This is a genomic window from Streptomyces sp. NPDC110618, from assembly GCF_055657065.1.
Genome location: NZ_JBVKBN010000002.1, coordinates 203,628 through 229,994 on the forward strand (window position 1 = coordinate 203,628; position 26,367 = coordinate 229,994).

22 protein-coding genes and 2 tRNA genes are annotated in these 26,367 nt (G+C 69.1%); 3 read left to right on the top strand and 21 right to left on the bottom strand.

Annotated elements, in window-relative coordinates:
* Positions 1 to 37: 37 nt before the first annotated feature.
* The 12 genes from ACZ7L7_RS04015 to ACZ7L7_RS04070 form a co-directional block, all read right to left on the bottom strand.
* Positions 38 to 451, bottom strand: a complete 414-nt coding sequence (locus ACZ7L7_RS04015; RefSeq protein WP_285511102.1) for a hypothetical protein — start codon at positions 449 to 451, stop codon at positions 38 to 40.
* 367 nt (positions 452 to 818) lie between these two features.
* Positions 819 to 2,783: a TIGR03960 family B12-binding radical SAM protein gene (locus tag ACZ7L7_RS04020; RefSeq protein ID WP_472074670.1), complete on the bottom strand. Its 1,965-nt coding sequence runs from the start codon at positions 2,781 to 2,783 to the stop codon at positions 819 to 821.
* Between the two features lie 81 nt (positions 2,784 to 2,864).
* Positions 2,865 to 4,358 (bottom strand): CYTH and CHAD domain-containing protein, encoded by a 1,494-nt coding sequence (locus ACZ7L7_RS04025; protein WP_472074672.1) that lies wholly within the window; start codon positions 4,356 to 4,358, stop codon positions 2,865 to 2,867.
* Positions 4,359 to 4,438: 80 nt separating this feature from the next.
* The gene (gene rodA, locus ACZ7L7_RS04030) at positions 4,439 to 5,638 is read right to left on the bottom strand and encodes a rod shape-determining protein RodA (RefSeq protein ID WP_472074673.1); all 1,200 of its coding nucleotides are present in this window, start codon (positions 5,636 to 5,638) and stop codon (positions 4,439 to 4,441) included.
* Entirely contained in the window at positions 5,635 to 7,893 is a 2,259-nt protein-coding gene (mrdA, locus tag ACZ7L7_RS04035; protein ID WP_472074674.1) for a penicillin-binding protein 2, read from the bottom strand. The genes rodA and mrdA overlap by 4 nt, the downstream gene beginning before the upstream one ends.
* A gap of 148 nt (positions 7,894 to 8,041) precedes the next feature.
* Complete coding sequence (mreD, locus tag ACZ7L7_RS04040) at positions 8,042 to 8,710, bottom strand: rod shape-determining protein MreD (protein WP_472074675.1); 669 nt, start codon at positions 8,708 to 8,710, stop codon at positions 8,042 to 8,044.
* A gap of 13 nt (positions 8,711 to 8,723) precedes the next feature.
* Positions 8,724 to 9,674: a rod shape-determining protein MreC gene (gene mreC / locus ACZ7L7_RS04045; RefSeq protein ID WP_472074676.1), complete on the bottom strand. Its 951-nt coding sequence runs from the start codon at positions 9,672 to 9,674 to the stop codon at positions 8,724 to 8,726.
* A gap of 145 nt (positions 9,675 to 9,819) precedes the next feature.
* Positions 9,820 to 10,839, bottom strand: coding sequence for a rod shape-determining protein (locus tag ACZ7L7_RS04050; RefSeq protein ID WP_006133575.1), 1,020 nt, complete (start codon positions 10,837 to 10,839; stop codon positions 9,820 to 9,822).
* A 279-nt stretch (positions 10,840 to 11,118) separates the two neighbouring features.
* Positions 11,119 to 11,532, bottom strand: coding sequence for a nucleoside-diphosphate kinase (gene ndk, locus ACZ7L7_RS04055; RefSeq protein ID WP_285511095.1), 414 nt, complete (start codon positions 11,530 to 11,532; stop codon positions 11,119 to 11,121).
* 66 nt (positions 11,533 to 11,598) lie between these two features.
* On the bottom strand, positions 11,599 to 11,955 hold the full coding sequence (locus ACZ7L7_RS04060; RefSeq protein ID WP_285511094.1) for a DUF4233 domain-containing protein: 357 nt from the start codon (positions 11,953 to 11,955) through the stop codon (positions 11,599 to 11,601).
* An 11-nt stretch (positions 11,956 to 11,966) separates the two neighbouring features.
* Entirely contained in the window at positions 11,967 to 13,451 is a 1,485-nt protein-coding gene (gene folC, locus ACZ7L7_RS04065) for a bifunctional tetrahydrofolate synthase/dihydrofolate synthase (protein WP_472074679.1), read from the bottom strand.
* Between the two features lie 89 nt (positions 13,452 to 13,540).
* On the bottom strand, positions 13,541 to 16,165 hold the full coding sequence (locus tag ACZ7L7_RS04070; RefSeq protein WP_472074681.1) for a valine--tRNA ligase: 2,625 nt from the start codon (positions 16,163 to 16,165) through the stop codon (positions 13,541 to 13,543).
* 136 nt (positions 16,166 to 16,301) lie between these two features.
* On the opposite strand from ACZ7L7_RS04070, the gene ACZ7L7_RS04075 reads away from it, so the two are divergent.
* Positions 16,302 to 17,225: a hypothetical protein gene (locus ACZ7L7_RS04075; RefSeq protein ID WP_472074683.1), complete on the top strand. Its 924-nt coding sequence runs from the start codon at positions 16,302 to 16,304 to the stop codon at positions 17,223 to 17,225.
* Between the two features lie 61 nt (positions 17,226 to 17,286).
* On the opposite strand, the gene ACZ7L7_RS04080 is transcribed toward ACZ7L7_RS04075, so the two are convergent.
* The 6 genes from ACZ7L7_RS04080 to ACZ7L7_RS04105 form a co-directional block, all read right to left on the bottom strand.
* Entirely contained in the window at positions 17,287 to 17,568 is a 282-nt protein-coding gene (locus tag ACZ7L7_RS04080; protein ID WP_285511090.1) for a hypothetical protein, read from the bottom strand.
* 185 nt (positions 17,569 to 17,753) lie between these two features.
* On the bottom strand, positions 17,754 to 19,043 hold the full coding sequence (gene clpX, locus ACZ7L7_RS04085; RefSeq protein WP_058925301.1) for an ATP-dependent Clp protease ATP-binding subunit ClpX: 1,290 nt from the start codon (positions 19,041 to 19,043) through the stop codon (positions 17,754 to 17,756).
* A 172-nt stretch (positions 19,044 to 19,215) separates the two neighbouring features.
* A complete protein-coding gene (locus tag ACZ7L7_RS04090) occupies positions 19,216 to 19,896 on the bottom strand; it encodes an ATP-dependent Clp protease proteolytic subunit (protein WP_285511089.1) in 681 nt (226 codons plus the stop codon).
* 50 nt (positions 19,897 to 19,946) lie between these two features.
* Complete coding sequence (locus ACZ7L7_RS04095) at positions 19,947 to 20,552, bottom strand: ATP-dependent Clp protease proteolytic subunit (protein WP_176712012.1); 606 nt, start codon at positions 20,550 to 20,552, stop codon at positions 19,947 to 19,949.
* Between the two features lie 315 nt (positions 20,553 to 20,867).
* Positions 20,868 to 22,289 carry a trigger factor gene (tig, locus tag ACZ7L7_RS04100; RefSeq protein ID WP_471591982.1) on the bottom strand — a complete coding sequence of 474 codons (1,422 nt, stop codon included), beginning with the start codon at positions 22,287 to 22,289 and terminating at the stop codon, positions 20,868 to 20,870.
* Positions 22,290 to 22,457: 168 nt separating this feature from the next.
* Positions 22,458 to 22,534 (bottom strand) — tRNA-Pro (locus ACZ7L7_RS04105).
* Between the two features lie 130 nt (positions 22,535 to 22,664).
* On the opposite strand from ACZ7L7_RS04105, the gene ACZ7L7_RS04110 reads away from it, so the two are divergent.
* Positions 22,665 to 22,735, top strand: a tRNA-Gly gene (locus ACZ7L7_RS04110).
* Between the two features lie 124 nt (positions 22,736 to 22,859).
* Here the strand turns inward: ACZ7L7_RS04110 and ACZ7L7_RS04115 are convergent.
* Positions 22,860 to 23,054 (bottom strand): hypothetical protein, encoded by a 195-nt coding sequence (locus ACZ7L7_RS04115; RefSeq protein ID WP_285511087.1) that lies wholly within the window; start codon positions 23,052 to 23,054, stop codon positions 22,860 to 22,862.
* Positions 23,055 to 23,497: 443 nt separating this feature from the next.
* On the opposite strand from ACZ7L7_RS04115, the gene ACZ7L7_RS04120 reads away from it, so the two are divergent.
* The gene (locus ACZ7L7_RS04120) at positions 23,498 to 24,652 is read left to right on the top strand and encodes an acyltransferase family protein (RefSeq protein WP_285511086.1); all 1,155 of its coding nucleotides are present in this window, start codon (positions 23,498 to 23,500) and stop codon (positions 24,650 to 24,652) included.
* Positions 24,653 to 24,661: 9 nt separating this feature from the next.
* Here the strand turns inward: ACZ7L7_RS04120 and ACZ7L7_RS04125 are convergent, their stop codons facing one another.
* Together ACZ7L7_RS04125 and ACZ7L7_RS04130 are read right to left on the bottom strand one after the other, a co-directional pair.
* Positions 24,662 to 25,105, bottom strand: a complete 444-nt coding sequence (locus tag ACZ7L7_RS04125) for an HD domain-containing protein (protein WP_453605584.1) — start codon at positions 25,103 to 25,105, stop codon at positions 24,662 to 24,664.
* On the bottom strand, positions 25,102 to 26,292 hold the full coding sequence (locus ACZ7L7_RS04130; protein ID WP_453605582.1) for a PP2C family protein-serine/threonine phosphatase: 1,191 nt from the start codon (positions 26,290 to 26,292) through the stop codon (positions 25,102 to 25,104). The genes ACZ7L7_RS04125 and ACZ7L7_RS04130 overlap by 4 nt, the downstream gene beginning before the upstream one ends.
* Between the last annotated feature and the right edge of the window lie 75 nt (positions 26,293 to 26,367).

A 26,367-nucleotide genomic window follows, 5' to 3' on the forward strand; every position in this document is an offset into this window, starting at 1 on the left:
TCGCCGCAGGTCAGCGGATATGGCTATCAGGTCCTGCTCAGTAGCTGGCCGTGCGGTTGAAGTCGGTGATGTTGAGTTTGATGCCCTGCACCGTCTTCAGCGTCGTGGGGTACTGCCCCGTGGCGGTCTGGCCCGGTTGCACGTCCGTCTCCAGTTGCGTGCCGTTCTCCACCCGAGCGCCGTCGGCGTCAACCGCCTCCCAGTCCCAGGAGTAGTCGGACTTCTCGCTGCTGTTGTTCTTGATCGTCCAAACCACCCAGATATTGGTGAATCCGCCCTGCGAACGGTCGTCCAACTGGAAGCTGACGAGGTCGGCTCGTTCCCCCTTGGGTGCCTCCGGCCGCTCCTTCGCCGACTTCGTGGCAGGGGTCCTCGTGGGCGCCGCAGTGGTGCCCTGGTCGTCGTCATCGCCCAGCGCGATCACCAGCACGACGAGGAGAACGACGACCACCGCCGCCAATGCGCCGACACACCCCCAAAGACAGCCGCGGCTCCGCTCCTTCTTCTGCGGCGGCCCGGGCGGGGGCGCCCATTGGCCGGGAGGGGGCGAACCGCCGTCGCCCGGGTTGTGCCATCGAGGCCCACTCGCAGGCGGCTCATTCGCTGACATGGTGCCTCCTCCGTAGCCGGTACGGCCACGCCAGGAAGCCGGGAGCCTCACGGCGAACGGGGAGCACCCACTCAGGCGACGTGTCGCACCTCTTCGATACCTGTCAAGGCATCCCCAGACGCCAATGTGCCCTCTCCCAGCTGGGAGAGGGCACATTGAGCCGACTCAGATCCGCTCGGCCTCGGGGGCAACGCGTGCCCAGGTCACCTCAGTGCGCGTGGCCGCTGGGCGCCGGTGCCGCGTTCTTGACCGTCAGGGGCAGGAGCTTCTTGCCCGTGGGGCCGATTTGGATGTGGGTGTCCATCTGCGGACACACACCGCAGTCGAAGCAAGGCGTCCAACGGCAGTCCTCGACCTCCGTCTCGTCGAGGGCGTCCTGCCAGTCCTCCCAGAGCCAGTCCTTGTCGAGACCGGAGTCGAGGTGGTCCCAGGGGAGGACCTCCTCGTAGGTGCGCTCGCGGGTGGTGTACCAGTCGACGTCGACGCCGTAGGGGGCCAGCGCCTTCTCCGCGCACTGCATCCAGCGGTCGTAGGAGAAGTACTCGCGCCAGCCGTCGAAGCGGCCGCCGTCCTCGTAGACCGCGCGGATGACGGCGCCGATGCGGCGGTCGCCGCGGGACAGCAGGCCTTCCACGATGCCGGGCTTGCCGTCGTGGTAGCGGAAGCCGATGGAGCGGCCGTACTTCTTGTCGCCGCGGATCTTGTCGCGGAGCTTTTCGAGGCGGGCGTCCGTCTCTTCCGCGGAGAGCTGCGGGGCCCACTGGAAGGGGGTGTGGGGCTTGGGGACGAAGCCGCCGATCGAGACCGTGCAGCGGATGTCGTTCGAGCGCGAGACCTCGCGGCCCTTGGCGATCACCTTGGTCGCCATGTCGGCGATCTGGAGGACGTCCTCGTCCGTCTCCGTCGGCAGGCCGCACATGAAGTACAGCTTCACCTGGCGCCAGCCGTTGCCGTACGCCGTCGCGACGGTGCGGATCAGGTCGTCCTCGGAGACCATCTTGTTGATGACCTTGCGGATGCGTTCCGAGCCGCCCTCGGGGGCGAAGGTCAGGCCGGAGCGGCGGCCGTTGCGGGTCAGCTCGTTGGCCAGGTCGATGTTGAAGGCGTCGACGCGGGTGGAGGGGAGGGAGAGGCCGATCTTGTCTTCCTCGTAGCGGTCGGCCAGGCCCTTGGCGATGTCGCCGATCTCCGAGTGGTCCGCGGAGGAGAGGGAGAGGAGGCCCACCTCTTCGAAGCCCGTCGACTTCAGGCCCTTCTCGACCATCTCGCCGATGCCCGTGATCGAGCGCTCGCGCACCGGGCGGGTGATCATGCCGGCCTGGCAGAAGCGGCAGCCGCGGGTGCAGCCGCGGAAGATCTCCACCGACATGCGCTCGTGGACCGTCTCGGCCAGCGGGACCAGGGGCTGCTTGGGGTAGGGCCACTCGTCGAGGTCCATCACCGTGTGCTTGGACACACGCCACGGGACGCCCGACTTGTTGGGGACGACACGGGCGATCCGGCCGTCGGGCAGGTACTCGACGTCGTAGAAGGCCGGGATGTAGACCCCGCCCGTCTTCGCCAGGCGGAAGAGGACTTCCTCGCGTCCGCCGGGGCGGCCCTCGGCCTTCCACTCCCGGATGATCTTCGTCATGTCGAGCACGGCCTGCTCGCCGTCGCCGATGATCGCGGCGTCGATGAAGTCCGCGATCGGCTCGGGGTTGAAGGCCGCGTGGCCGCCGGCCAGCACGATCGGGTCGTCCAGGCCGCGGTCCTTGGACTCCAGCGGGATGCCCGCGAGGTCCAGGGCCGTGAGCATGTTGGTGTAGCCCAGCTCGGTGGAGAAGCTCAGGCCCAGCACGTCGAAGTCGCGCACCGGGCGGTGGCTGTCCACCGTGAACTGCGGGACGCCGTGCTCCCGCATCAGGGCCTCCAGGTCCGGCCACACGCTGTAGGTGCGCTCGGCGAGGACGCCCTCCTGTTCGTTCAGGACCTCGTAGAGGATCATGACGCCCTGGTTGGGCAGCCCGACCTCGTAGGCGTCGGGGTACATGAGCGCCCAGCGGACATCGCAGTCCTCCCACGGCTTGACCGTGGAGTTGAGCTCGCCGCCCACGTACTGGATCGGCTTCTGCACATGCGGGAGCAGGGCTTCGAGCTGCGGGAACACCGACGCAGCGACTTCGGCAGGCATCTCGCGTACCTTCATGGGCTGGACTGAAACGGACAGGGGTGACCATCCAGCCTAACGCGAGCGCGGCGGTGCCCCGTACGCTCAGAAGGCCGACCGCTCCTTGATCGCGTCCCAGGCGGCCGGCAGCTCCGCCTCGTCGTCCGCGGCCCGGCGCTCCTCCCTGCCGTAGAGCACCCCGTAGGTGAAGGAGCTCTCCCCCGCCGCCTGTGCGGTGCGGGCCAGCTCGCGCAGGGCCTGCCGGGTCATCACGCTGTCCTGGTGGTCGCCGAGCAGGTTCTGCAGGTTCTTCATCGACTTCAGCAGGTCCTGGGCCCGGTCTGCGAGGGCCGGTACCGCCGCCTCGGCCGAGTAGCGGGTGCGCTTGGCCTTCTTGCGGGCCTCGTGCAGGGCGAGGTCCCGGTCGGGGCCGGGCGGCAGGGCCAGGGCCTCGTCGATGCGGGCTGACAGCTTCTTGAAGTCCTTCGCCACCGCCTTCCCGATCACCTTCTCCGGGTCCTTGGCGGCCGCCTTGCGCAGGGGCGGCCGGTCCACCAGTGCGTCCAGCGCGCCCAGCAGCTCCAGGTACCGCTTCCCGTCGAGTACGGCGATCAGGCGTCGGCGCGAGCCGCCGCGGCGGGCGTGGGTCCAGGTGCGCAGCCGGGTGCGGACGGGGCCGGCCAGCAGGGCTCTGGGGAGGTCGTCCAGGGCGGCGGTCAGCCGCTCGGTGAGGACTTCCCGGTCGCGGTCGACGCCCAGTTCCCCGGCCAGCCACTTCAGCTCCTCGCCGATCGGGTCGGTGACGGAGCGGTCGAGGACCTTGCCGAAGGACCGGAAGGCGCTGCGCATCCGCCGGGTGGCGACCCGCATGCGGTGCACGGAGTCGTACTCGTCGCGCCGCACGGCCGGGTCCAGTTCGACGATGGCGTCCCGCTGGGCCCGGAGGTAGGCCAGGACGTGGTCGCCCGCGGTGACCAAGGGCGGTTCGGCCCGTTGCCGAGGGCCGCTCCCGGTCTCGGCGAGCGCCCGGGCGAGTTTCGAGGACGATCCCGATGGCTGTACGCCCGCCTTGCGCAGCCGCTTGTCGATCTTGCGGAGGACGACGGGGTCGCGGCCGTCGGCCAGTTCGACCTCTATCTCGGTCCACTGGACCTGTGCGCCGGTGCCGAGGCGCTCGGCGCGTACGGCGTCCACGCAGACCTCGGCGAGCAGTACTCCGTCGGCGTCCACGAGATGGCGGACGTCGCGTTCGGAGCGCAGCCGGACCAGGGGCAGCAGGGCGTGGTCGCGGACGCGGGAGCGGACCAGGCCGGTGAGGGTGCGCGGGACGGTGTCGGACAGGGGCGCGTGGATCTCGTCGCGGACGCCGGTGGTGACGGGGAGCTTGAGGTGCCAGCCCGCGTCCGTGCCGCCGGTGCGGCGGCGCAGGGTGATCGAGGCGGCGGCCAGGCGCTCGTCCTCGGTGTCGTAGTAGGTGGCGTCCAGATGGGCGACGCCCTTGTCGATGACGGCCGCGACCCCGGCCACGCCGGTCAGGTCGGGCAGACCGCTCTCGTCGGACTCGTACTTCCGCTCGATCTCGCGCTTCGTGTCCGCCATGACCCGAATCTAGTGTGAGTCATGGCGGGACAACAGGGCTCGCCACGGCCAACCCCCAGGTGGAGCGGGGGTGGCCGGGGCTATGCGGACATCGGGCGTTGCACGCGGATCGACTGCAACAGGCCGACCGCCACCCACACCGCGAACATCGAGGATCCGCCGTAGGAGACGAACGGCAGGGGCAGTCCGGTGACCGGCATGATGCCGAGGGTCATACCGATGTTCTCGAAGGCCTGGAAGGCGAACCAGGCGACGATTCCGGCCGCGACGATGGTGCCGTACAGCTCGGTCGTCTCGCGGGCGATGCGGCAGGCACGCCACAGCAGTATGCCGAGCAGGAGGATGATGAGCCCGCCGCCGACGAAGCCCAGCTCCTCCCCCGCCACCGTGAAGACGAAGTCGGTCTGTTGCTCGGGCACGAACTGTCCGGTGGTCTGCGAGCCGTTGAACAGTCCGGCGCCGGTCAGTCCGCCGGAACCGATCGCGATGCGTGCCTGGTTGGTGTTGTAGCCGACGCCGGCCGGGTCGAGCTCGGGGTTGGCGAAGGCGGCGAAGCGGGCGATCTGGTACTCGTCCAGGATCTGCAGCTGCCAGACCGCGATGCCGCCGAGGGCGCCCGCCGAGAGCAGGCCGAGCACCCAGCGGTTGGAGGCGCCGGAGGCCAGCAGCACGCCGAGCACGATGACGACCATCACCATGACCGAGCCGAGGTCGGGCATGAGCAGCACGATCGCCATGGGGACGGCGGCCAGGCCGAGGGCTTGGAGGACGGTGCGGTGGTCGGGGTAGGGCTTGTCGCCCGCGTCCACGCGGGCCGCGAGCAGCATCGCCATGCCCAGGATGATCGTGACCTTCACGAACTCCGAGGGCTGGAGCGAGAATCCGCCGGGCAGCTTGATCCAGGAGTGGGCGCCGTTGATGGTGGAGCCGAGCGGGGTGAGCACCAGCAGGATCAGGAACACCGAGACGCCGTACAGGATCGGCACAGCCGTGCGCAGGGTGCGGTGACCGAGCCAGATGGTGCCGATCATCAGTGCGAAGCCGATGCCGGTGTTCAGCAGGTGCCGGACCAGGAAGTAGTACTGGTCTCCCTGGTTGATCTCGGTGCGGTTGCGGGTGGCCGAGAAGACCAGGACCGAGCCCATGAGCGACAGTGCGAGCGCCGCCGTCAGTATCGGCCAGTCGAGCCTGCGGGCGAGGGAGTCACGGGCGAACAGGCGGGTCCAGCCCGCCCGCTCCGGCCCGTATCCCGAGACCTGGAAGCTGTTGGCGCCGGTCACGTCAGCCTCCTCGGCCTGCGTCGGCGGCCCTGTCGGCGGCGGCGTGTGTCACGGTTCTCGTTGGTGGGCGTGCCCACGGTGGCTCCCTGCTGGTCGCCGTCGGCGCCGTTGTTCTCGGGGGTGCCCTCCTGGAGAGCGCGCTGCTGCTTGGCCGGGTCCTTGGCGACCTTCGGGGAGTCGATGGACCCGTCCGCCTGGATCTTCGGCAGCTTCTTCTGCGGCTGGGGCAGCAGGGCGTTCTTCTTGTTGATGGTGCCGTCGTCGGCGACGCCGTAGAGGGCGTCGTAGATGTTGCGGACGGCGGGGCCGGAGGCGCCGGAGCCCGTACCACCCTGGGAGATCGTCATGACGATCGCGTAGTCCTTGGTGTACGTGGCGAACCAGGACGTGGTCTGCTTGCCGTAGACCTCCGCGGTACCGGTCTTGGCGTGCATCGGGATCTTGTCCTGGGGCCAGCCGCCGAACCGCCAGGCGGCGGTACCGCGGGTGGCCACGCCCTCCAGGGCGTCGTCCATCTGGGCCAGGGTCTGCTTGCTGACCGGCAGCTTGCCGTGCGACTTGGGCTTGATCTCGGTGACCTGCTTGCCGTCGGCGCTGATGATCGCCTTGCCGACGGTCGGGTTGTACAGGGTGCCGCCGTTGGAGATGGCCGCGTAGATGGTGGCCATCTGGATGGGGGTCACCAGGGTGTCGCCCTGGCCGATGGAGTAGTTGATCTCGTCACCGGCGCGCATCTTGTTGCCTTCGAGGCAGTTCTCGTAGGCGATCTTCTCGACGTAGTCGCCGTCCTTCTTGCCGGTCTTGCACCAGGCGTCCTTGTTGGCCTTCCAGTAGTTCTGCTTCCACTGACGGTCCGGGACCCGGCCGGTGACCTCGTTGGGCAGGTCGATGCCGGTCTCCTTGCCGAGGCCGAACTGGTGGGCGGCCTTGTAGAAGTAGTCCTTCGGCTTGCCCTTGGGGTTGATGCCGCCGTCCTTCTTCCACTCGTTGTGCGCGAGGGCGTAGTAGACGGTGTCGCAGGAGACCTCAAGCGCGCGGCCGAGGCTGATCGGGCCGTGGTTCTGCGACTCGAAGTTCTTGAAGGTCTGGCCGCCCACGGAGTAGGAGCTGGAGCAGTTGTAGCGGCCGTCGAACTCGTAGCCCGCCTGGACCGCGGCGGCCGTGGAGACCACCTTGAAGATCGAGCCGGGTGCGGCCTGACCCTGTATGGCGCGGTTCAGCAGCGGGTAGTTGGAGGACTTGCCGGTGAGCTTCTTGTAGTCCTTGGCGGAGATGCCGCCCACCCAGGCGTTGGGGTCGTAGGACGGGTTGGACGCCATGGCGACGACCCGGCCGGTCTTGGCCTCCATCACCACGACCGCGCCCGCGTCGGCCTTGTACCGCTCCTGCGTGTTGCGGTCCCACTGCTTGCGCGCTTCCTTCATCGCCTCGTTCAGCTCGTACTCGGCGACCCGCTGGACGCGGGCGTCGATGCTGGTGACGAGGTTGGCGCCGGGCTGGGCGGGATCGGCCTCGGCCTCGCCGATGACCCGGCCGAGGTTGTCCACCTCGTAGCGGGTGACGCCGGCCTTGCCGCGAAGTTCCTTGTCGTACTGGCGCTCCAGGCCGGAGCGGCCGACCTGGTCGGAGCGCAGGTAGGGCGAGTCGGTGTCCTGGGCCTTGGTGATCTCCTCGTCGGTGACCGGGGAGAGGTAGCCGAGGACCTGGGCGGTGTTGGACCCGCCGGGGCCCGCGTACCGCCGTACGGCCTGGGGCTCGGCGGTGATGCCGGGGAAGTCCTCGGCGCGCTCGCGGATCTGCAGGGCCTGTTTGGCGGTTGCCTCGTCGGTGATGGGGATCGGCTGGTACGGCGAGCCGTTCCAGCAGGGCTGGGGGGTCTCGGCGTCGCAGAGCCGGACCTTCTCCATCACGTCCTTGGGCTTCATGCCGAGGACGCCGGCGAGCTTGGTCAGGACGGCCTTGCCGTCGTCCTTCATCTTCAGCAGCTCGGTGCGGGAGGCGGAGACGACCAGCCGGGTCTCGTTGTCGGCCAGGGCCACTCCGCGCGCGTCCAGGATCGAGCCGCGCGGGGCCGGGTCGACGACCTGCTGGACGTGGTTGCCGGACGCCTCCTTGGCGTAGGCCTCGCCCTCGCGGATCTGGAGGTACCAGAGCCTGCCGCCGAGCGTGCCGAGCAGCGACAGGACAAGGATCTGGATCATGACGAGCCGGATCTGGACCCGCGGGGTCCGTCCCGTCTCGGGAATGTTGGTCATGCCGCCCCCTCTCAGTGCGCCGGCGAGCAGTTGTGTTCAGTGACGGTGACGGTGCCGCCCCCGGTGACGGCGCCTGTGCATGATGAACGCCCGACCTGTGAATCGGCGTTCCGCGTCCGTGAACCCGTTCGAGTGAACTCGCGCGCCGTCACAGCCGCTTGACCCCCTTGATGCGCCCGGCGCGGGCGGTGCGGGCCCGCGCCGCCTTCACCTTCAGCCCACCGCGCTGGCTGCCGATGCGCAGCCCGGTGCCGCCGGAGAGCCAGCCGCTGGCGATGTTGGACTTCGCCGCGGAGTTGGTCTCGGCCAGGGGGTCGTTCTCGGCGCGTCTGGCCAGCCACATGATTCCGGGCACCACGAACGGGGCGAGCAGCAGGTCGTAGAGCGCGGCGGTGAACAGCAGGCCGCTGAGGCCGACATGGCGGGCGGCGGTGTCGCCGACGAGGGCTCCGACTCCGGCGTAGAGCAGGGTGGAGCCGAGGGCGGCGGCGACCACCACGACCATGGGTCCGGTGGCCGACTTCAGCCGGCCGTTCTCCGGCTTGATGAGCCCGGCGAGGTAGCCGATGACGCACAGCACGAGGGCGTAGCGGCCCGCGGCGTGGTCGGCGGGCGGGGCGAGGTCGGCGAGCAGGCCCGCGCCGAAGCCGATGAGGGCGCCGCCGACATGGCCGTAGACCATGGCCAGGCCGAGGACGGTCAGCAGGAGCAGGTCGGGGACGGCACCGGGCAGGTGCAGCCGGGCCAGGACACTGACCTGGACGACCAGGGCGACGACGACCAGCGAGGAGGAGAGCAGGATCCGGTTGACGCGCATGGGGCTTCAGCTCCTACTGCTCTTCTTGCGTGAACTGGCCGTCCGCCGGCGGCTGGCCGGACGGGGTGACGGTGACCGTCACGGTCGGCGTGGGGGTCGGCTTGGGCTTGGCGGGCAGGACCGTGTCGCGCGGGTCCTTCTTCGGGGCCTGGACGACGACGCCGACGATGTCCAGCTTGGTGAAGCTGACGTACGGCGTGACGTGCAGGGTCCGGGTCAGGTCACCGGAGGAGGGGTCGACGCGGCTGACCACGCCGACCGGGACACCGGGCACGAAGGGCTTGTCGGCCTGCGACCCGAAGGTGACCAGCCGGTCGCCCTTCTTCACCTTCGCCTTGCCGTTGAGGAGTTCCACGCGCAGCGGTCCGTCGCCCTGCCCGGCGGCGAAGCCGAGTTCGTCGTTGCCCTCCATGCGGGTGCCGACGGTGAAGTCGGGGTCGCTGGCGAGCAGCACGGTCGCGGTACTGGGGCCGACGGTGGTGACCCGGCCGACCAGGCCGTCGCCGTTGAGGACAGTCATGTCGCGTTCGATGCCGTCGTTGGCGCCGGCGTCGATGGTGATGGTCCAGGAGAAGCCCTGGGCCGCTCCTATGGCGATGACCTCGGCGCCCTTGATGCCGTACTGGCCCTGGCCCGCGACCTTCAGCAGCTTGTCGAGCTGCTTGAGTCTGCTGCGGTTGCGGTCGTCGCTGCCGAGTTTGGCCTTGAGAGCGGCGTTCTCCTTCTCCAGCTGCGCGATCCGGTCGTGGCGCTCGCCGGAGTCACGGATCGCGGAGACAGCGTTGCCGACGGGATCGACGGCGGACGAGACACCGTCCTCGATCGGACCGAAGACGGTGGCCGCGGCCTGGCGGGCACCGTCGACCGGGGAGTCCTCCCCGCCTCGGATGTCCACCGTGATCAGCGCGAACGCGATCGCGATCAGCAGCACCAGGAGCAGCCGGCTCTCTCGTGTGTCCCTCACGTGCGGCGGCCGTGCCTTCCTCATAGGAATTTCGGTGAGCCCCCGGGAATCCCGAAGGGCTGCTTTTGTGGGAGCTTATGTCTCTATATCAACGATCCGCCGCACGAGAGGAGATCATCTCGTACGGCGGAATCGAAGAGTTATGTCATCTGCGCGGCTGGGCGTCCAGTACCTGCTGGAGCGCCTCGAACTCCTCGACGCACTTGCCGGAGCCGAGCGCCACGCTGTCCAGCGGGTCCTCGGCGATGTGGATCGGCATGCCGGTCTCCCGGCGCAGCCGCTCGTCGAGGCCGCGCAGCAGGGCGCCGCCGCCGGTCAGGACGATTCCGCGGTCCATGATGTCGCCGGACAGCTCCGGCGGGCACTTGTCGAGGGTCGTCTTGACGGCGTCGACGATGGCGTTGACGGGTTCCTCGATGGCCTTGCGTACTTCGGCGGCGGAGATGACCACGGTCTTGGGCAGTCCGGAGACCAGGTCCCGGCCGCGGATTTCGGTGTGCTCGTCGGTGTCGAGGTCGTACGCCGAACCGATCGTGATCTTGATCTGCTCGGCCGTCCGCTCACCCAGCAGGAGCGAGTACTCCTTCTTGATGTGCTGGATGATCGCGTTGTCCAGTTCGTCGCCCGCGACGCGGATGGACTGGGCGGTGACGATGCCGCCGAGGGAGATGACCGCGACCTCCGTGGTGCCGCCGCCGATGTCGACCACCATGTTGCCCGTGGCCTCGTGGACCGGCAGGCCGGAGCCGATGGCCGCGGCCATGGGCTCCTCGATGATGTGCACCTGACGGGCGCCGGCCTGGGACGACGCCTCGATGACGGCGCGGCGCTCGACGCCGGTGATGCCCGAGGGCACACAGACGACGACCCGCGGACGAGCCAGATACCGCCGCTTGTGGATCTTCAGGATGAAGTAGCGGAGCATCCGCTCGGTGATCTCGAAGTCGGCGATGACGCCGTCCTTCAGCGGACGTACGGCAACGATGTTGCCGGGCGTGCGCCCGATCATCTTCTTCGCTTCGGCACCGACCGCGAGGATGCCACCGGTGTTGGTGTTGATCGCGACCACGGACGGCTCGTTGAGTACGATCCCGCGACCCCTGACGTACACCAGCGTGTTGGCGGTCCCGAGGTCGACAGCCATGTCACGGCCGATGAACGACATTGAGTTCCCCATCAGGATTCGTCTGGCCTTCCTGGGAGCTTTTGAGGGCTTTTCAGGTCGGCGAAGCGGGTGCTGTGACGTGAAGGCTTCCATCGTAGACGCGCCTTCGCGAACACGGCGTGAGGGTCCTTCGCCATTGTCAGCAGATGATGCGCGGGTCCGCTTGTGGAGACGAGCGTTCGGGGGCTCTCGTTCCCCCATACGCCCCGCATATGCCAGAAAGTCCGGGGGCATTGCCCCCGGGCCTCCCTGTCCCTGCCGCTTGTGGCGGTCTCCGGCTCAGGCGCGGCCGGGGAAGAAAATCTTGACCTCGCGCTCGGCGGACTCCTCGGAGTCCGAGGCGTGGACCAGGTTCTCACGCACGATGACGCCGTAGTCACCGCGGATCGAGCCGGGCTGGGCGGCGATCGGGTCGGTGGGGCCGGCGAGCGCGCGCACGCCCTCGATGACCCGCTCGCCCTCGACGATCATGGCCACGACCGGGCCGGAGGACATGAACTCCACCAGGGGCTCGTAGAACGGCTTGCCTTTGTGCTCGCCGTAGTGCTGCTCCAGCGTGTCCTGGTCCAGGGTGCGCAGTTCCAGCGCGGTGATCCGCCAGCCCGCCTTGCGCTCGATGCGGCTGATGATCTCGCCGGTCAGGCCACGACGGACGGCGTCGGGCTTGAGGAGGACGAGGGTGCGCTGGCTCACGAGGGGCTCCTTAGTGCATCTGGTGTGCGGGGTAGACGAAGGTTACCCGGCGTGTCCCGGCCTTCGTCACGCAGCGTCAGGTGTAGAGGCGTCGGCCTGCGCCGCGAATCTCGCCTTCGCCTCGTCGATCTTCCGGCCGTAGTGCACCGAGGCCCACCACAGGGCCGCGAAGGCCACGCCGAGGACGAACATCGACGGGACGACGAACCCGGAGGCGATCAGCACGGCCTGGAGCACCCAGCCGAGGGCGACACCGCCGGGCCGGGTCACCAGACCGCACAGCAGCAGGCACAGGAACATCGCGGTCCCGCTGACCGTCCACACCGTCGCCATGGACAGATCGGGGTCCTTCATGGCGACCAGACCGGCGAACCCGATCACGAAGAACTCGCCGATCAGGGTCGACGCGCAGAGCGTACGCATGCGTCAGAACCTCAGCCCTTCCCGAGCAGCAGTCGTGCCTCGCCGACGGTGATGACGGAACCGGTGACCAGCACCCCGCCGCCGGTGAACTCGCCCTCCTCCTCGGCCAGCGTGATCGCGGCCTCCAGGGCGTCCGGCAGCCGCGGCTCGACCTGCACCCGCTCCTCACCGAACACCTCCACGGCGATCGCGGCCAGCGCGTCGGCGTCCATCGCGCGGTGCGTGGAGTTCTGGGTGACGACGATCTCCGCGAAGATCGGCTCGAACGCCTCCAGCAGCCCGCGCACGTTCTTGTCGCCGCTCGCGCCGACCACGCCGATGAGCCGGCTGAAGTCGAACGCCTCGCCGATCGCCTCGGCGGTCACCCGCGCGCCCGCCGGGTTGTGCGCGGCGTCCAGCACGACCGTCGGCGAACGGCGTACGACCTCCATCCGTCCCGGCGAGGAGACGGCCGCGAACGCCTTGCGGACGGTGTCGATGTCCAGCGGCTCGGCGCGCTGCGCGCCGACCCCGAAGAACGCCTCCACCGCGGCCAGCGCCACGGCCGCGTTGTGCGCCTGGTGGGCGCCGTGCAGCGGGAGGTAGACCTCCGGGTACTCGCCGCCCAGGCCGCGCAGGGTCATCAGCTGGCCGCCGACGGCGACCTGGCGGGACGTGACGCCGAACTCCAGGCCCTCGCGGGCGACCGTGGCGTCCACCTCGACGGCCTTCTTCAGCAGCACCTGCGCCGCGTCCACCGGCTGCTGGGCCAGGATGACGGTGGCGTCCTGCTTGACGATGCCGGCCTTCTCCCCGGCGATCTCGGCGGGCGTCGAGCCGAGCCGGTCGGTGTGGTCCAGGTCGATCGGGGTGACCACGGCGACATCGCCGTCGATCACATTGGTGGCGTCCCAGGAGCCGCCCATGCCGACCTCGACGACGGCCACATCCACGGGCGCGTCGGCGAAGGCGGCGTACGCCATGCCGGTCAGCACCTCGAAGAAGGACAGCCGGTACTCCTGCTGGGCGTCGACCATCTCCACGTACGGCTTGATGTCCTGGTACGTCTCGATGAACCGCTCGGCGGAGATCGCGGCGCCGTCCAGACTGATCCGCTCGGTGACGGACTGCACGTGCGGGCTGGTGTACCGGCCGGTGCGCAGTTCGAAGGCGCCGAGCAGGGCCTCGATCATGCGGGCGGTGGAGGTCTTGCCGTTGGTGCCGGTGATGTGGATCGAGGGGTACGACCGCTGCGGCTCGCCCAGCACGTCCATCAGCGCGGAGATACGGCTGACCGAGGGCTCCAGCTTGGTCTCGCCCCACCTCGTGGCGAGCTCCGCCTCGACGTCGCGCAGCGCCTTGTCGACCTCGGGGTCCTCGGGGCGGCTCGGCACATCGGCCTGCGGCGGACCGCCCTGGGTGCGCAGGGTACGGCTGCCGGCCTCGATCACCGCGAGATCGGGGTCGCGGTCGGTCTCTTCCGCGACGATCTCGTCGAAGGGGTCGCTCTCACTCACGGGGCCAGTCTACGGAGGCCCACTGACATACGACGGCCAAGGCCCCCGGAGCGGGCGGCTCCGGGGGCCTTGGTGCGGCGCTTGTGGCGTCACGCCTGCGGGAGGCGCTCCAGCTGGGCCTGGATACGGGCGATGTCCTCGTCCGCCTTGGCTAGCCGGCCGCGGATCTTGTCCACGACGTGGTCCGGGGCCTTGGCGAGGAAGGCCTCGTTGCCGAGCTTGGCGGTGGCCTGGGCCTTCTCCTTCTCGGCGGCGGCGAGGTCCTTCGCGAGGCGCTTGCGCTCGGCGGCCACATCGATCGTGCCGGACAGGTCCAGCGCGACCTCCGCGCCCGCGACCGGCAGGGTCGCCGTGGCGGTGAAGTTCTCGCCCTCCGGCTGCAGGCGCAGTAGCTGGCGGATGGCGGCCTCGTGCGGGGCGAGGGCGGTGCCGTCCAGGGTGAGCCGGGCGGGGACCCGCTGGCCGGGCTGGAGGCCCTGGTCGGCGCGGAAGCGGCGGACCTCGGTGATGACCGACTGGAGGGACTCGATCTCCTGCTCGGCCGCCTTGTCGCGGAAGCCGCTGTCCTTGGGCCACTCGGCGATGACGACGGACTCGCCGCCGGTGAGGGTGGTCCACAGGGTCTCGGTGACGAAGGGGACCACCGGGTGCAGCAGCTTCAGCGTGACGTCCAGAACCTCGCCGAGGACGCGCTTGCTGACCTCGGCGGCCTCGCCGCCCGCCTGGAACGTCGTCTTGGACAGCTCGACGTACCAGTCGAAGACCTCGTCCCACGCGAAGTGGAAGAGGGCGTCGGAGAGCTTGGCGAACTGGAAGTCCTCGTAGAGGGCGTCCACTTCGGCGACGACGGAGTTGAGGCGGGAGAGGATCCAGCGGTCGGTCGCCGACATGCGGGCGGCGTCCGGGAGTTCGCCCTCGACGGTCGCGCCGTTCATCAGGGCGAAGCGGGTGGCGTTCCAGATCTTGTTGGCGAAGTTGCGCGAACCCTGGACCCAGTCCTCGCCGATCGGGACGTCGACGCCGGGGTTGGCGCCGCGCGCGAGGGTGAAGCGGAGCGCGTCGGAGCCGTACTTGTCCATCCAGTCCAGCGGGTTGACCGCGTTGCCGAAGGACTTCGACATCTTCTTGCCGAACTGGTCGCGGACCATGCCGTGCAGGGCGATGGTGTGGAACGGCGGGGTGCCGTCCATCGCGTACAGGCCGAACATCATCATCCGGGCGACCCAGAAGAAGAGGATGTCGTAGCCGGTGACCAGGACGGAGTTCGGGTAGAACTTCGCGAGCGACTCGGTCTGTTCGGGCCAGCCGAGGGTGGAGAAGGGCCACAGGCCGGAGGAGAACCAGGTGTCCAGGACGTCGGTGTCCTGGTGCCAGCCCTCGCCGGTGGGGGCCTCGTCGTCGGGACCGACGCAGACGACCTCGCCGTTCGGTCCGTACCAGACGGGGATGCGGTGGCCCCACCACAACTGCCGCGAGATGCACCAGTCGTGGAGGTTGTCGACCCAGTCGAAGTACCGCTTCTCCATCTCCTGCGGATGGATCTTGACGCGGCCGTCCCGGACGGCGTCACCGGCGGCCTTCGCCAGCGGGCCGACCTTGACCCACCACTGCATGGACAGGCGCGGCTCGATGGTGGTCTTGCAGCGCGAGCAGTGGCCGACGGAGTGGACGTACGGGCGCTTCTCGGCGACGATCCGGCCCTCGGCGCGCAGGGCGGCGACGATGGCGGAGCGGGCTTCGAGGCGGTCCAGGCCCTGGAAGGGGCCGTGGGCGGTGATGACGGCGTGCTCGTCCATCACGGCGACGGCGGGCAGGTGGTGACGCTGGCCGATCTCGAAGTCGTTCGGGTCGTGGGCCGGGGTGACCTTGACGGCGCCGGTGCCGAACTCGGGGTCGACGTGGGCGTCGGCGACGACGGGGATACGGCGGCCGGTGAGCGGGAGTTCGATCTCGCGGCCGACGAGGTGGGCGTAGCGCTCGTCCTCGGGGTGGACCGCGACGGCGGTGTCGCCGAGCATCGTCTCGGCGCGGGTGGTGGCGACGACGATGGAGTCGTCACCCTCGCCGTAGCGGATGGAGACGAGCTCGCCCTCGTCGTCCTGGTACTCGACCTCGATGTCGGAGATGGCGGTCAGACAGCGCGGGCACCAGTTGATGATGCGCTCGGCGCGGTAGATCAGCTCGTCGTCGTAGAGGCGCTTGAAGATGGTCTGGACGGCCTGCGAGAGGCCCTCGTCCATGGTGAACCGCTCACGGGACCAGGCGACACCGTCACCGAGGCGCCGCATCTGCCCGGAGATCTGCCCGCCGGACTCGGCCTTCCACTGCCAGACGCGCTCGACGAACGCCTCTCGGCCGAGGTCGTGGCGGGACTTGCCCTCCTTGCCCAGCTCGCGCTCGACGACGTTCTGGGTGGCGATGCCGGCGTGGTCCATGCCGGGCTGCCAGAGCGTCTCGTAGCCCTGCATGCGCTTGCGGCGGGTGAGGGCGTCGATGAGGGTGTGCTCGAAGGCGTGGCCCAGGTGCAGGCTGCCGGTGACGTTCGGCGGCGGGATGACGATGGTGTACGGCGGCTTGTCGCTCTTCTCGTCCGCCTCGAAGTAACCGCGCTCTACCCAGCGCTCGTACAGCGGCCCCTCTACATCGGCCGGCGCGTACTGGGTCGGCAGTTCGGTGTTGGGCGCTGGTGGCTGCTGCTGAGCGTTCTCGGTCACGGGCTCAGTTTAGAGGTGTCGCGGGCGTGTCCCGAAACGGCTTTGTTCTGTAACGGTGCGCCCCCCGGTGCGCCGCGCGCCCCCGGTCTGGTCCAGGATGTCAGGACGACATAAGCATCTGGAGGGGAACCCAGTAATGAGCTACAACCAGCCGGGCCCGTACGGCGGGCAGCCCCAGCAGCCCGGACCGTACGGCCAGCCGGGTCCATACGGCCAGCAGCCGCAGGCTCCGCAGCCCGGCTACGGCTACCCCCAGCAGCCCCCGGCCCCGCAGCCGGGTTACGGCTACCCGCAGCAGGGCGCCCCGGTCCCACCCCAGCCCGGCTACGGCCAGCAGCCCCCTTACGGCCAGCAGCCCTACGGCGCCCCGATGCCTCCGGCGCCGGGGGGCGGCAAGAAGAAGACGGGGGTCATCCTGGGCTCGGTCGCCTTCGTGGCGGCGATCGCTGTCGGCGCGTACTTCGTGTTCGGGGGGAGCGGCAGCGCCAGCGGCTCGGAGGTGAAGGACGACGGGCCGCACAAGCTGACGACGCCGGAGACGCTGCTCGACGGCAAGTTCAAGCAGAGCTCGGATGCCGACAGCGGCGGCTTCGACACGAGCGATGTGAAGGAAGCCGAGAAGCACGGCGTGAAGAACGCCAAGGACGTCAGCTCCGGTTACGAGGCAGGGGACGAGGACAACCCCCTGGCCATGGAGATGATCAACTTCATGGGCGTGTACGGCGAGATCGAGGACCCGGAGAAGGTCGTCGACGCCATGTTCGCCGAGATGAAGAAGGAAGCCGCCAAGGACGAGGGCGAGCTCGTCGGCAGCCCCAAGGCGTACTCGCCGAGCAGCCTCAAGGGCGCGGTCCTCAAGTGCCAGGAGACGAAGGTCAAGGGCGAGTCTGGCGGCCCGGACGAGATCAGCGTGCCCGTGTGCATCTGGGGCGACCACAGCACCCTGGGCGTGATCATCAACGTCGACCTGGCGAGCGCCCTGGGCGGCAAGGCCGCCGACCTGGAGAAGGTCGCCGAACTGACGGCCAACGTCCGCAACGAAGTACGCGTCAAGATCTGACGCCTCCTCGCTCCGCAGCGGAAGGCGGCTCGGGTGTGCACCGGGCCGCCTTCGCCGTATGTCAGGCTCGCTTGCAGGCCGGTTGGGACACGCTGCCGGGCACGTCCAGCTCCGCGAGCCCGAGGATGCAGGCCGGGTTGGCCACCTTCGACACTCCCGTGTCGATCGCCTTGTGGCCGCAGGCTGCCTTCACCTTCGGTCCGGCGAAGTACCCGTGGGTGGCCACGTAGTTGGTGCAGGCGGCTTGCGTGGCGCTCGCCGGCGAGGCCGCGAGGATCGGCAGCGTCCCCGCCGCGACAGCTACACCGGCTGCGGCCACCACGACCTTCGCCTTCCGGAGCATGGACAGTCCTCCCGTTTTCAAACGTCGCGATTCGAACAAAGAATCGACGTGGTCGCCTTCATAAGATCACGGCGGCAGCCACGGGCGCTCGTTCCGCAGCCCGATTGACGTGATCTCTCCGCACGGCGACGCAAAAAGGGCCTTGGCGCGAGCACCGCGCCAAGGCCCCAGGCTGGGACGGGCTGTTACGCCGTCTTCTGCTCCCCCGGCCCCCGCCCGTTCCGCGCGTCCCGCGGGATGAGGGTCGGGTTGACGTTGGAGTGGACGACGTCGGCGGTGATGACCACGCGGGCCACGTCCTTGCGGGACGGGACCTCGTACATCACCGACATGAGGACTTCCTCCATGATGGCGCGCAGGCCGCGGGCGCCGGTCTGGCGGAGGATGGCCTGGTCGGCGATGGCTTCGAGGGCCTCGCGCTCGAAGTCCAGTTCCACGCCGTCGAGTTCGAAGAGGCGCTGGTACTGCTTGACCAGGGCGTTGCGGGGCTCCACCAGGATCTGGAGGAGGGCTTCGCGGTCCAGGTTGTGGACCGAGGTGATCACCGGGAGGCGGCCGATGAACTCGGGGATCATGCCGAACTTGACCAGGTCCTCGGGCATGACGTCCTCGAACTGGTCCTTGGCCTCCAGCTCCCGCTTGGAGCGGATCGTCGCGCCGAAGCCGATGCCCTTGGCGCCGGCCCGGGACTCGATGATCTTCTCCAGTCCGGCGAACGCGCCGCCCACGATGAACAGCACGTTCGTCGTGTCGATCTGGATGAACTCCTGGTGCGGGTGCTTGCGGCCGCCCTGCGGCGGGACCGAGGCGGTGGTGCCTTCGAGGATCTTCAGCAGGGCCTGCTGCACGCCCTCGCCCGAGACGTCGCGGGTGATCGAGGGGTTTTCACTCTTCCTGGCGACCTTGTCGATCTCGTCGATGTAGATGATCCCGGTCTCGGCCTTCTTGACGTCGTAGTCGGCCGCCTGGATCAGCTTCAGCAGGATGTTCTCGACGTCCTCGCCGACATAGCCCGCCTCGGTCAGCGCGGTGGCGTCGGCGATGGCGAACGGGACGTTCAGCATGCGGGCCAGGGTCTGGGCGAGGAGGGTCTTGCCGGAGCCCGTGGGGCCCAGCAGCAGGATGTTGGACTTCGCCAGTTCGATCGCGTCGTCGCGGCCGCTGCCCCCGCCGTTCTCCCCGGCCTGGACGCGCTTGTAGTGGTTGTACACCGCGACCGAGAGGGCCTTCTTGGCGGCCTCCTGGCCGACCACGTACCCCTCAAGGAACTCGTAGATCTCGCGGGGCTTGGGGAGTTCCTCCCAGCGCACCTCGCTGGTCTCCGCGAGCTCTTCCTCGATGATCTCGTTGCAGAGATCGATGCACTCGTCGCAGATGTACACACCGGGCCCTGCGATGAGCTTCTTGACCTGCTTCTGGCTCTTGCCGCAGAACGAGCACTTGAGCAGATCGCCGCCGTCACCGATGCGTGCCACGGTGTGCTTCCCCTTCGCCTGGGAGACGACTGGACGCTTGACGAATCCAGCGGCTCCTGGTGCTGCCTTATGTCCGACGGTACCTTGCCGGGGCCCTCGTTCGGGCCCCCCTTGGCACGGTTCACTTTGTCGTGCACCGTGCCAAGGAGCGGCCGACGATACAGCCTCCGCGTCAGCGCACTGCGGAGTTGTTCATCTTCCGGGTCGAGATGATCTGGTCGATCAGGCCGTAGGAGAGCGCCTCCTCGGCCGTGAGGATCTTGTCGCGCTCGATGTCCTCGCGGATCTTCTCGATCGGCGTGGTGGAGTGCTTGGCCAGCATCTCCTCCAGCTGCGCACGCATCCGGAGGATCTCGTTCGCCGCGATCTCCAGGTCCGAGACCTGGCCGCGCCCGGTCTCTGAGTACGGCTGGTGGATCAGCACCCGGGCGTTCGGCAGCGCCATCCGCTTGCCGGGCGTGCCCGCGGCCAGCAGGATCGCGGCGGCGGAGGCCGCCTGGCCCATGCAGACCGTCTGGATGTCCGGCTTCACGAACTGCATCGTGTCGTAGATGGCCGTGAGCGCGGTGAAGGAGCCACCGGGGCTGTTGATGTAGACCGAGATGTCCCGGTCGGGGTCCATCGACTCCAGGCACAGCAGCTGCGCCATGACGTCGTTGGCGGAGGCGTCGTCGATCTGGACGCCCAGGAAGATCACGCGCTCCTCGAAGAGCTTCGCGTACGGGTCGTACTCGCGGATGCCCTGCGAGGTGCGCTCCACGAAGCGCGGGATGACGTAACGGGACTCGGCGGCCGGGCCCGTGTACTCGGCGCGCGTGCGGTCGTACAGGCCGCTGCCGGGGAAGTCGTTCACTGTCTGTCTCCTAGGGGCTGAGGCGGTCGGCTGGGGGCTGTGCTGGGGCCTCAGGCCCCGGTGCCGCCGCCGCCCGGCATGTTGGCGGCCGTGGTGATGACGTCGTCGATCAGCCCGTACTCCTTGGCCTCCTCGGCGTCGAACCAGCGGTCGCGGTCGGAGTCACGGGTGATCTGCTCGAACGTCTGGCCGGTGTGCTGAGCCGTGAGCTCGGCCATGCGCCGCTTGGTGTGCAGCAGCCGCTCGGCGTGGATCTTGATGTCCGACGCGGAACCGGCCAGGCCGGCCGACGGCTGGTGGATCAGGATCTCGGCATTCGGCAGCGCGAAGCGCTTGCCGGGGGTACCCGCGCTGAGCAGGAACTGGCCCATCGAGGCGGCGAGGCCCATGGCGATGGTCACCACGTCGTTCTTGATGTACTGCATGGTGTCGTAGATCGCCATGCCGGCCGTGATCGAGCCGCCGGGGCTGTTGATGTAGAGGTAGATGTCCTTGTCCGGGTCGGCGGCAAGGAGCAGCAGCTGCGCGGTGATCTTGTTGGCAATGTCGTCGTCCACCGGCTGGCCGAGGAAGATGATCCGCTCGTTGAGCAGCCGGTTGTAGACCTGGTCGCCGAGGCCACCACCGATGGAAGGCTCGCCGGCGGCGGAGGGCATCAGATTCGTCACGTATCCACCTGCTCGTCTTACGACGGCGCCGGGCCGTCTCACGTTTCCCTGCGGGGCGTGGGCCTCGACGATTACGCCGACTTCCCTGCCCTCGTATTCATGGACCCTAACGCGCTGGTTCCTTCGGGGAATCCCGGAGCCGGGAGTGTTCGCCGGGGGCGTAGCGCGGTGGTGACATTTCGTACACGGGCGGCTGCGGCGCGCGGGGAGCTCGGCCCGTTCCGGCCGCCCCGGACGGGGAAGGCCCCTGGGAACACGTCCCCAGGGGCCTTCCTACGGCGTCACAGGCGCGGTGGGCCCGGATCAGCCCTCGTTCTTCTCCTCGGCCGGAGCCTCGGCGGCGGCGTCGGTGGCGTCGGCGGCGTCGCCGTCGGTGGCCTCGGCGGCGACCTCGGCGGCCGTCTCGACCTCGTCCTCGTCGTCCAGGTCGATGATCTCGCCGTTGGTGTCCTTGACGGTGGCCTTCTCGACCACGACGGCCAGGGCCTTGCCGCGGGCGACCTCGCCGACCAGGAGCGGAACCTGGCCGCCCTCGACGACGGCCTGGGCGAACTGGTCGGGGGACATGCCGGAGGAGGCCGCGCGCCGCATGAGGTGCTCGGTGAGCTCCTCCTGGTTGACGTTGAGCTTCTCCTGCTTGACCAGCTCGTCGAGGACGAACTGGGTCTTGATGCCCTTGACCGCCGCTTCCTTGGTCTCGGCGTCGAACTCTTCCTCGGTCTTGCCCTGGATCTCCAGGTACTTGGCGAGGTCGAGGCCCATCTGGCCGAGCTGGTGGTGCTCCAGGTTGTGCTTGCGGGTGTTGATCTCGTCCTCAAGCAGCTTCTCGGGGACGGGCACCTCGACGAGCTCCAGCAGCTTCTCCAGGACGCGCTCCTGGGCCTGCGTGGCCTGGTCGTACTGCTTCATGTTGGTGAGGCGCTTGCGGCTGTCCGCCTTCAGCTCCTCCAGGGTGTCGAACTCGGAGGCGAGCTGCGCGAACTCGTCGTCCAGCTCGGGCAGTTCACGCTTGGCGACCTGGGTGACCTTGACGGTGACCTCGGCCTCCTTGCCGGCCGCCGAGCCGCCCTTGAGCTCGGAGGTGAAGGTGGCCTCGCCACCGGCCTCCAGGCCCTTCACGGCGTCGTCGATGCCGTCCAGCAGCTCACCGGAGCCGATGGTGTAGGAGACGCCGTTGGCGATGCCGTCCTCCAGCACCTTGCCCTCGACCTTGGCCTCAAGGTCGATCGTGACGACGTCGCCGTCCTCGGCGGCGCGCTCGACCGGGGTGGTGGAGGCGAAGCGCTCACGGAGCTGCTCGACCGACTTGTCGACGTCCTCGTCGGTGACCTCGATGGCGTCGACCTCGACCTCGATGCCGGAGTAGTCCGGGATCTCGATGGCGGGGCGGACGTCGACCTCGGCGGTGAAGTTCAGCGTCTCGCCGTCCTTCAGCTCGGTGATGTCGACCTCGGGCTGGCCGAGGACGCTCAGCTCGGCCTCGTTGACCGCCTCCGTGTAGAACTTCGGAAGCGCGTCGTTGACGGCCTCCTCCAGCACGGCGCCACGGCCGAACCGCTGGTCGATGACCCGCGCGGGGATCTTGCCCTTGCGGAAGCCCTTGACCGTGACCTGCTGGTTGATCTTCTTGTACGCCGCGTCGAGGCTGTCCTTGAGCTCCTCGAAGGGCACCTCGACAGTGAGCCGAACCCGGGTCGGGTTCAGGGTCTCCACGGCGCTCTTCACGGTTCGGTCTCCTTGTGGCTGACTGCTTGGTTTCTGCCGGTACCAGACTGGCCCGGCGGATCGCCGCCCGGAGGACTTCAGGGAGTGAGGACACACGGGCGCGCAGCTTGCATAGTAACCGCAGCGGCGGAACGACCCAAAGGCGATCACTGGGGATGATCGAGCAGGTGGTCGGGGTGGCGGGATTTGAACCCACGGCCTTCCGCTCCCAAAGCGGACGCGCTACCAAGCTGCGCCACACCCCGTCTGGTGCGACACGTAGGGTACATGCACGCAGGCAGTGGAGCCGCCGCATTTACGGGGTGTGCGTCAAAGGGGTCGAACCCGCTACGATGCCTCCTGTGCCGCGGTCACCTGACCTGCGGCGCGTCCTGTGCGGGCGTAGCTCAATGGTAGAGCCCTAGTCTTCCAAACTAGCTACGCGGGTTCGATTCCCGTCGCCCGCTCTGTGCGGCTCAGGGCCGGGCCGGATCTCGATGATCCGGTCCGGCCCTGAGTGGTTTCCGGGCCCGGTCGCGGGCGTGCGCGGGCCCGCCCTCCGCCGGGTGGGCGGGGTGGGCGGGGCGGTGGCTAGAACTGGATGGAGTTGATCGTCTCGGCTATTGAGTCGAGGAAGCGCTGGATGTCGTCGGCCATGCCGGTGGAGGCGAGGAAGAAGCCGAACAGGACGGCGACGATGGCCGGGCCGGCCTTGAGGGAGCCGCCACGGATCAACACCACCATGATGATCGCCAACAGCAGCACCACTGACAGCGAAATGGCCACAACTGATCACACCCTCGCTCGGTCCTCTCCCGACCCGGGGGTGCCGGCCCCGCACACCCCCGCCAGAACCATCGTGCCACCAACGGGCCCGCCCTATGCGACAGGTGGGGCATCGGTGACCTCAACTGCGGCCGCCGCGACCACGACCGGACCCCACGGTCGGCCATCGCGCCTATCTCGTACGGCAATTCGAATGGGCACCCGTACGAGGAATTCCGGGTGATCGTTTCCATGGCCACGCATCTCGCGCGCGGGCATATTCGAATTCCCGCCCGGGGTGACTTCAACTCCGGCCCACACCTTGCCTTATGTACCAATTCGGCTGGATTAAACGGTGCAAGGTGGACACGTCTCGGTTGGGCCGGAGTCCTGGTCGGTCACCTCAAGCGCTAATGACGCGGCGCGTTTTACTCATTGGCACAGGCGCCACTAGGGTGCCTCAAATGTTGCACGCTGCCTCGTCCTCACCCACGACACAGCAAGGCCACCCGAAAGAACCGGTCCGGACCCAGCCGAGACCGGACGCACCCGGCGGCAAGCGGCGCGACGCGTTCTTCGACAACGCCAAGTTCCTGGCGATCGTCCTGGTGGCCGTCGGCCACGCCTGGGAGCCCCTGCGGGACGGCAGCCGCACCGTGGAGACGCTGTACACGTTCGTGTACTCCTTCCACATGCCGGCGTTCATCATCATCTCCGGCTACTTCTCGCGCAGCTTCGACGCGAGCCCCGGCCGACTGCGCCGGCTGATCACCGGCGTCGCCGTCCCGTACATCGTGTTCGAGACCGCGTATCCCCTGTTCAAGCGGTTCGTCGGCGGCGATCCGGACATGGAGATCAGCCTGCTGGACCCCTGGTACCTCACCTGGTTCCTGGCCGCGCTGTTCATCTGGCGGCTGACCACCCCCGTCTGGAAGGTGGTCCGCCAACCGCTGCCGGTCGCCCTCGGCATCGCGATGCTCGCGTCCGTCAGCCCGGAGATCGGCGACGACCTCGACCTCCAGCGGGTCCTTCAGTTCCTGCCGTTCTTCGTGCTGGGCCTGACCCTCAAGGCCGAGCACTTCCAGTGGGTGCGGCGGCGCTCGGTACGGATCATGTCCGTGCCGGTCGCCGCGGCGGCGCTGGTCATGGGCTGGTGGGCCGCGCCGCGGATGACCGGCGCCTGGTTCTACCACCGCGACGCCGCACAGGAGCTGGGCGCGCCCTGGTGGACCGGGCCCGTGATGGTGCTCGCCCTGTTCGGCTGCTCGCTGGTGCTCACCGCCTGCTTCTTCGCCTGGGTGCCGGGCCGGACCATGTGGTTCACCACGCTCGGCGCGGGCACGCTGTGCGGCTATCTGCTGCACGGGTTCCTGGTGAAGGCGGGGGACTACCAGGGCTGGTTCGAGCCCGCGTGGCTGCACAGGCCGCTCGGCGAGATCTTCGTCACCCTCGTCGCGGCGGCGGTCGTGACGCTGCTGTGCACCCCGCCGGTGCGGCGGGTCTTCCGGTGCGTGCTGGAGCCGGAGATGAAGTGGGCGTTCCGCCGGGACGCGGCGGAGGAGGCCCGGGAGCGGCAGCGGTCCAAGACCGACGTCCGCACGGCTTCGTCGGCCTCGTAGCGGGGGTTCTCAGCGCTCCAGGCCGAGAAGTGCGCGCATCCGTGCGTACTTCTCGGTCAGGCGTAGGCGCGTGGGCTCGTCCAGGATCGCCAGGCGCGCCGGGTCGGCGTTGTGCGCCAGGTCCGACTCCTTCACCAGGCGGGCGCCCGGGGTGGCCAGGATGCGGGCGGCGTACTCCTCCGGCGGCTCCCCCGGCCGCTTCGTCAGCGCCAGGACGATGTCCTTCGTACGGCGGCTCAGGTCCGCCTCCTGGAGCCAGCGCCCGGTGAGCGCGTCGTCCTCGATCGCGTCGTGCAGCCAGGCGGCGGCGATCTGGTGCTCGTCGCCGCCGCGGGCGCGCACACCCTCGGCGACCGCCGCCAGGTGCTCGGCGTACGGCCGGCCGGACTTGTCCGTCTGCCCCTCGTGCGCGGACCGGGCGATCGCCTCGACCTCGTCCGGTGTCAGCGTCATGCGTGCACCCCCGACTGTGCGGTGACCGTCGGCCCGTCGCGGCAGATCAGCAGCAGGGCGCGGTCGTCGTTGACGTCCTTGGCCACGGCCTCGATGAGGTGCCAGGCGGCGCCGTGGAAGCCGCCGGCGACATAGCGGTCGGCCTCGCCGGTGAGGCGGTCGATGCCCTCGACGATGTCGCGGTCGGAGGTCTCCACGAGCCCGTCCGTGAACAGCATCAACACGTCCCCGGGCCGCAGCGAGCCCTTCACGGGGTCGAACTGGGCGCCGTCGTACACACCCAGCAGCGGGCCCTCGGCGGCCTTCTCCTCCCAGCGTCCGCTGCCCGCGCTGAGCTGGAGCCCCGGCGGATGGCCCGCGGAGTACAGCTCGTAGTCGCCGGAGTCGAGATCCAGGACCAGGTGGATGGAGGTGGCGAAGCCCTCGTCCCAGTCCTGGCGCAGGAGATAGCCGTTGGCCGCCGGGAGGAAGGCGTGCGGGGGCAGCGAGCCGAGCAGGCCGCCGAAGGCGCCGGAGAGCAGCAGGGCGCGCGAACCGGCGTCCATGCCCTTGCCGGACACGTCGGTGAGGACGACCTCCAGGGTGCGGCCGCCGTTCGTCCGGGCCGCGACAACGAAGTCACCCGAGAACGACTGGCCGCCCGCCGGGCGCAGCGCCATCTCGCGGTGCCAGCCGCTCGGCAGTTGCGGCAGCTTGCTCTGCACCCGGATGCGTTCGCGCAGGTCGAAGAGCATGGTGCCGCCGCGCCGCCAGGGCACGCCGACCCGGCTGCGGAACTGCGCGATGAGCAGACCGACGAACCCGCAGGCCGCGACCACCAGCACCACGCCGGGCGTGACCCGCGCGGCGCCCTCGGTGTACGGGCCGAGTTGCACCGACTCCACGATGAGCGCGGTGGCGGCGGCCGCGTACAGGCCGAGCAGGCTGGCCGGGCGCAGCAGCAGTCCGCCGGCCACGATCGGCAGGACCAGCGCGGCCGGGGCGCACCACACCGGGTTGGCCAGCGTGGTGGCCGCGATGACCGGGACGGTGAGCAGCAGTCCGGCGAGCGCGATCCAGTCGGAGCCGTCGCCGCGGAAGTAGTCCACGGCGCTTCGGCGCAGGCCGACGCGGACCCGGTGCCACTGGATTCGCAACCGGGCCGTGAACGTCTCGGCGGCCGTGCGCCGCTGTCGTCCTGCTGCCATTAGTTCGGGACCCTATCCATCGGACCTGCCCGTTGGCACGGGAGGTCCCACTTGTCCCCCGTCCGAGGCTCAACT

Bases quoted from the DNA above. Each gene is read 5' to 3' on its own strand.
- ACZ7L7_RS04075 (WP_472074683.1), top strand. From the start codon at position 16,302: ATGAGCTACAACCAGCCGGGCCCGTACGGCGGGCAGCCCCAGCAGCCC.
- ACZ7L7_RS04125 (WP_453605584.1), bottom strand. From the start codon at position 25,105: ATGACGCTGACACCGGACGAGGTCGAGGCGATCGCCCGGTCCGCGCAC.
- ACZ7L7_RS04130 (WP_453605582.1), bottom strand. From the start codon at position 26,292: ATGGCAGCAGGACGACAGCGGCGCACGGCCGCCGAGACGTTCACGGCC.
- ACZ7L7_RS04095 (WP_176712012.1), bottom strand. From the start codon at position 20,552: ATGCCCTCCGCCGCCGGCGAGCCTTCCATCGGTGGTGGCCTCGGCGAC.
- mrdA (WP_472074674.1), bottom strand. From the start codon at position 7,893: ATGACCAACATTCCCGAGACGGGACGGACCCCGCGGGTCCAGATCCGG.
- ACZ7L7_RS04060 (WP_285511094.1), bottom strand. From the start codon at position 11,955: ATGCGTACGCTCTGCGCGTCGACCCTGATCGGCGAGTTCTTCGTGATC.
- mreD (WP_472074675.1), bottom strand. From the start codon at position 8,710: ATGCGCGTCAACCGGATCCTGCTCTCCTCCTCGCTGGTCGTCGTCGCC.
- ACZ7L7_RS04120 (WP_285511086.1), top strand. From the start codon at position 23,498: ATGTTGCACGCTGCCTCGTCCTCACCCACGACACAGCAAGGCCACCCG.
- ACZ7L7_RS04025 (WP_472074672.1), bottom strand. From the start codon at position 4,358: ATGGCGGACACGAAGCGCGAGATCGAGCGGAAGTACGAGTCCGACGAG.
- ACZ7L7_RS04080 (WP_285511090.1), bottom strand. From the start codon at position 17,568: ATGCTCCGGAAGGCGAAGGTCGTGGTGGCCGCAGCCGGTGTAGCTGTC.
- ACZ7L7_RS04050 (WP_006133575.1), bottom strand. From the start codon at position 10,839: ATGTCGTTCATCGGCCGTGACATGGCTGTCGACCTCGGGACCGCCAAC.
- ACZ7L7_RS04020 (WP_472074670.1), bottom strand. From the start codon at position 2,783: ATGCCTGCCGAAGTCGCTGCGTCGGTGTTCCCGCAGCTCGAAGCCCTG.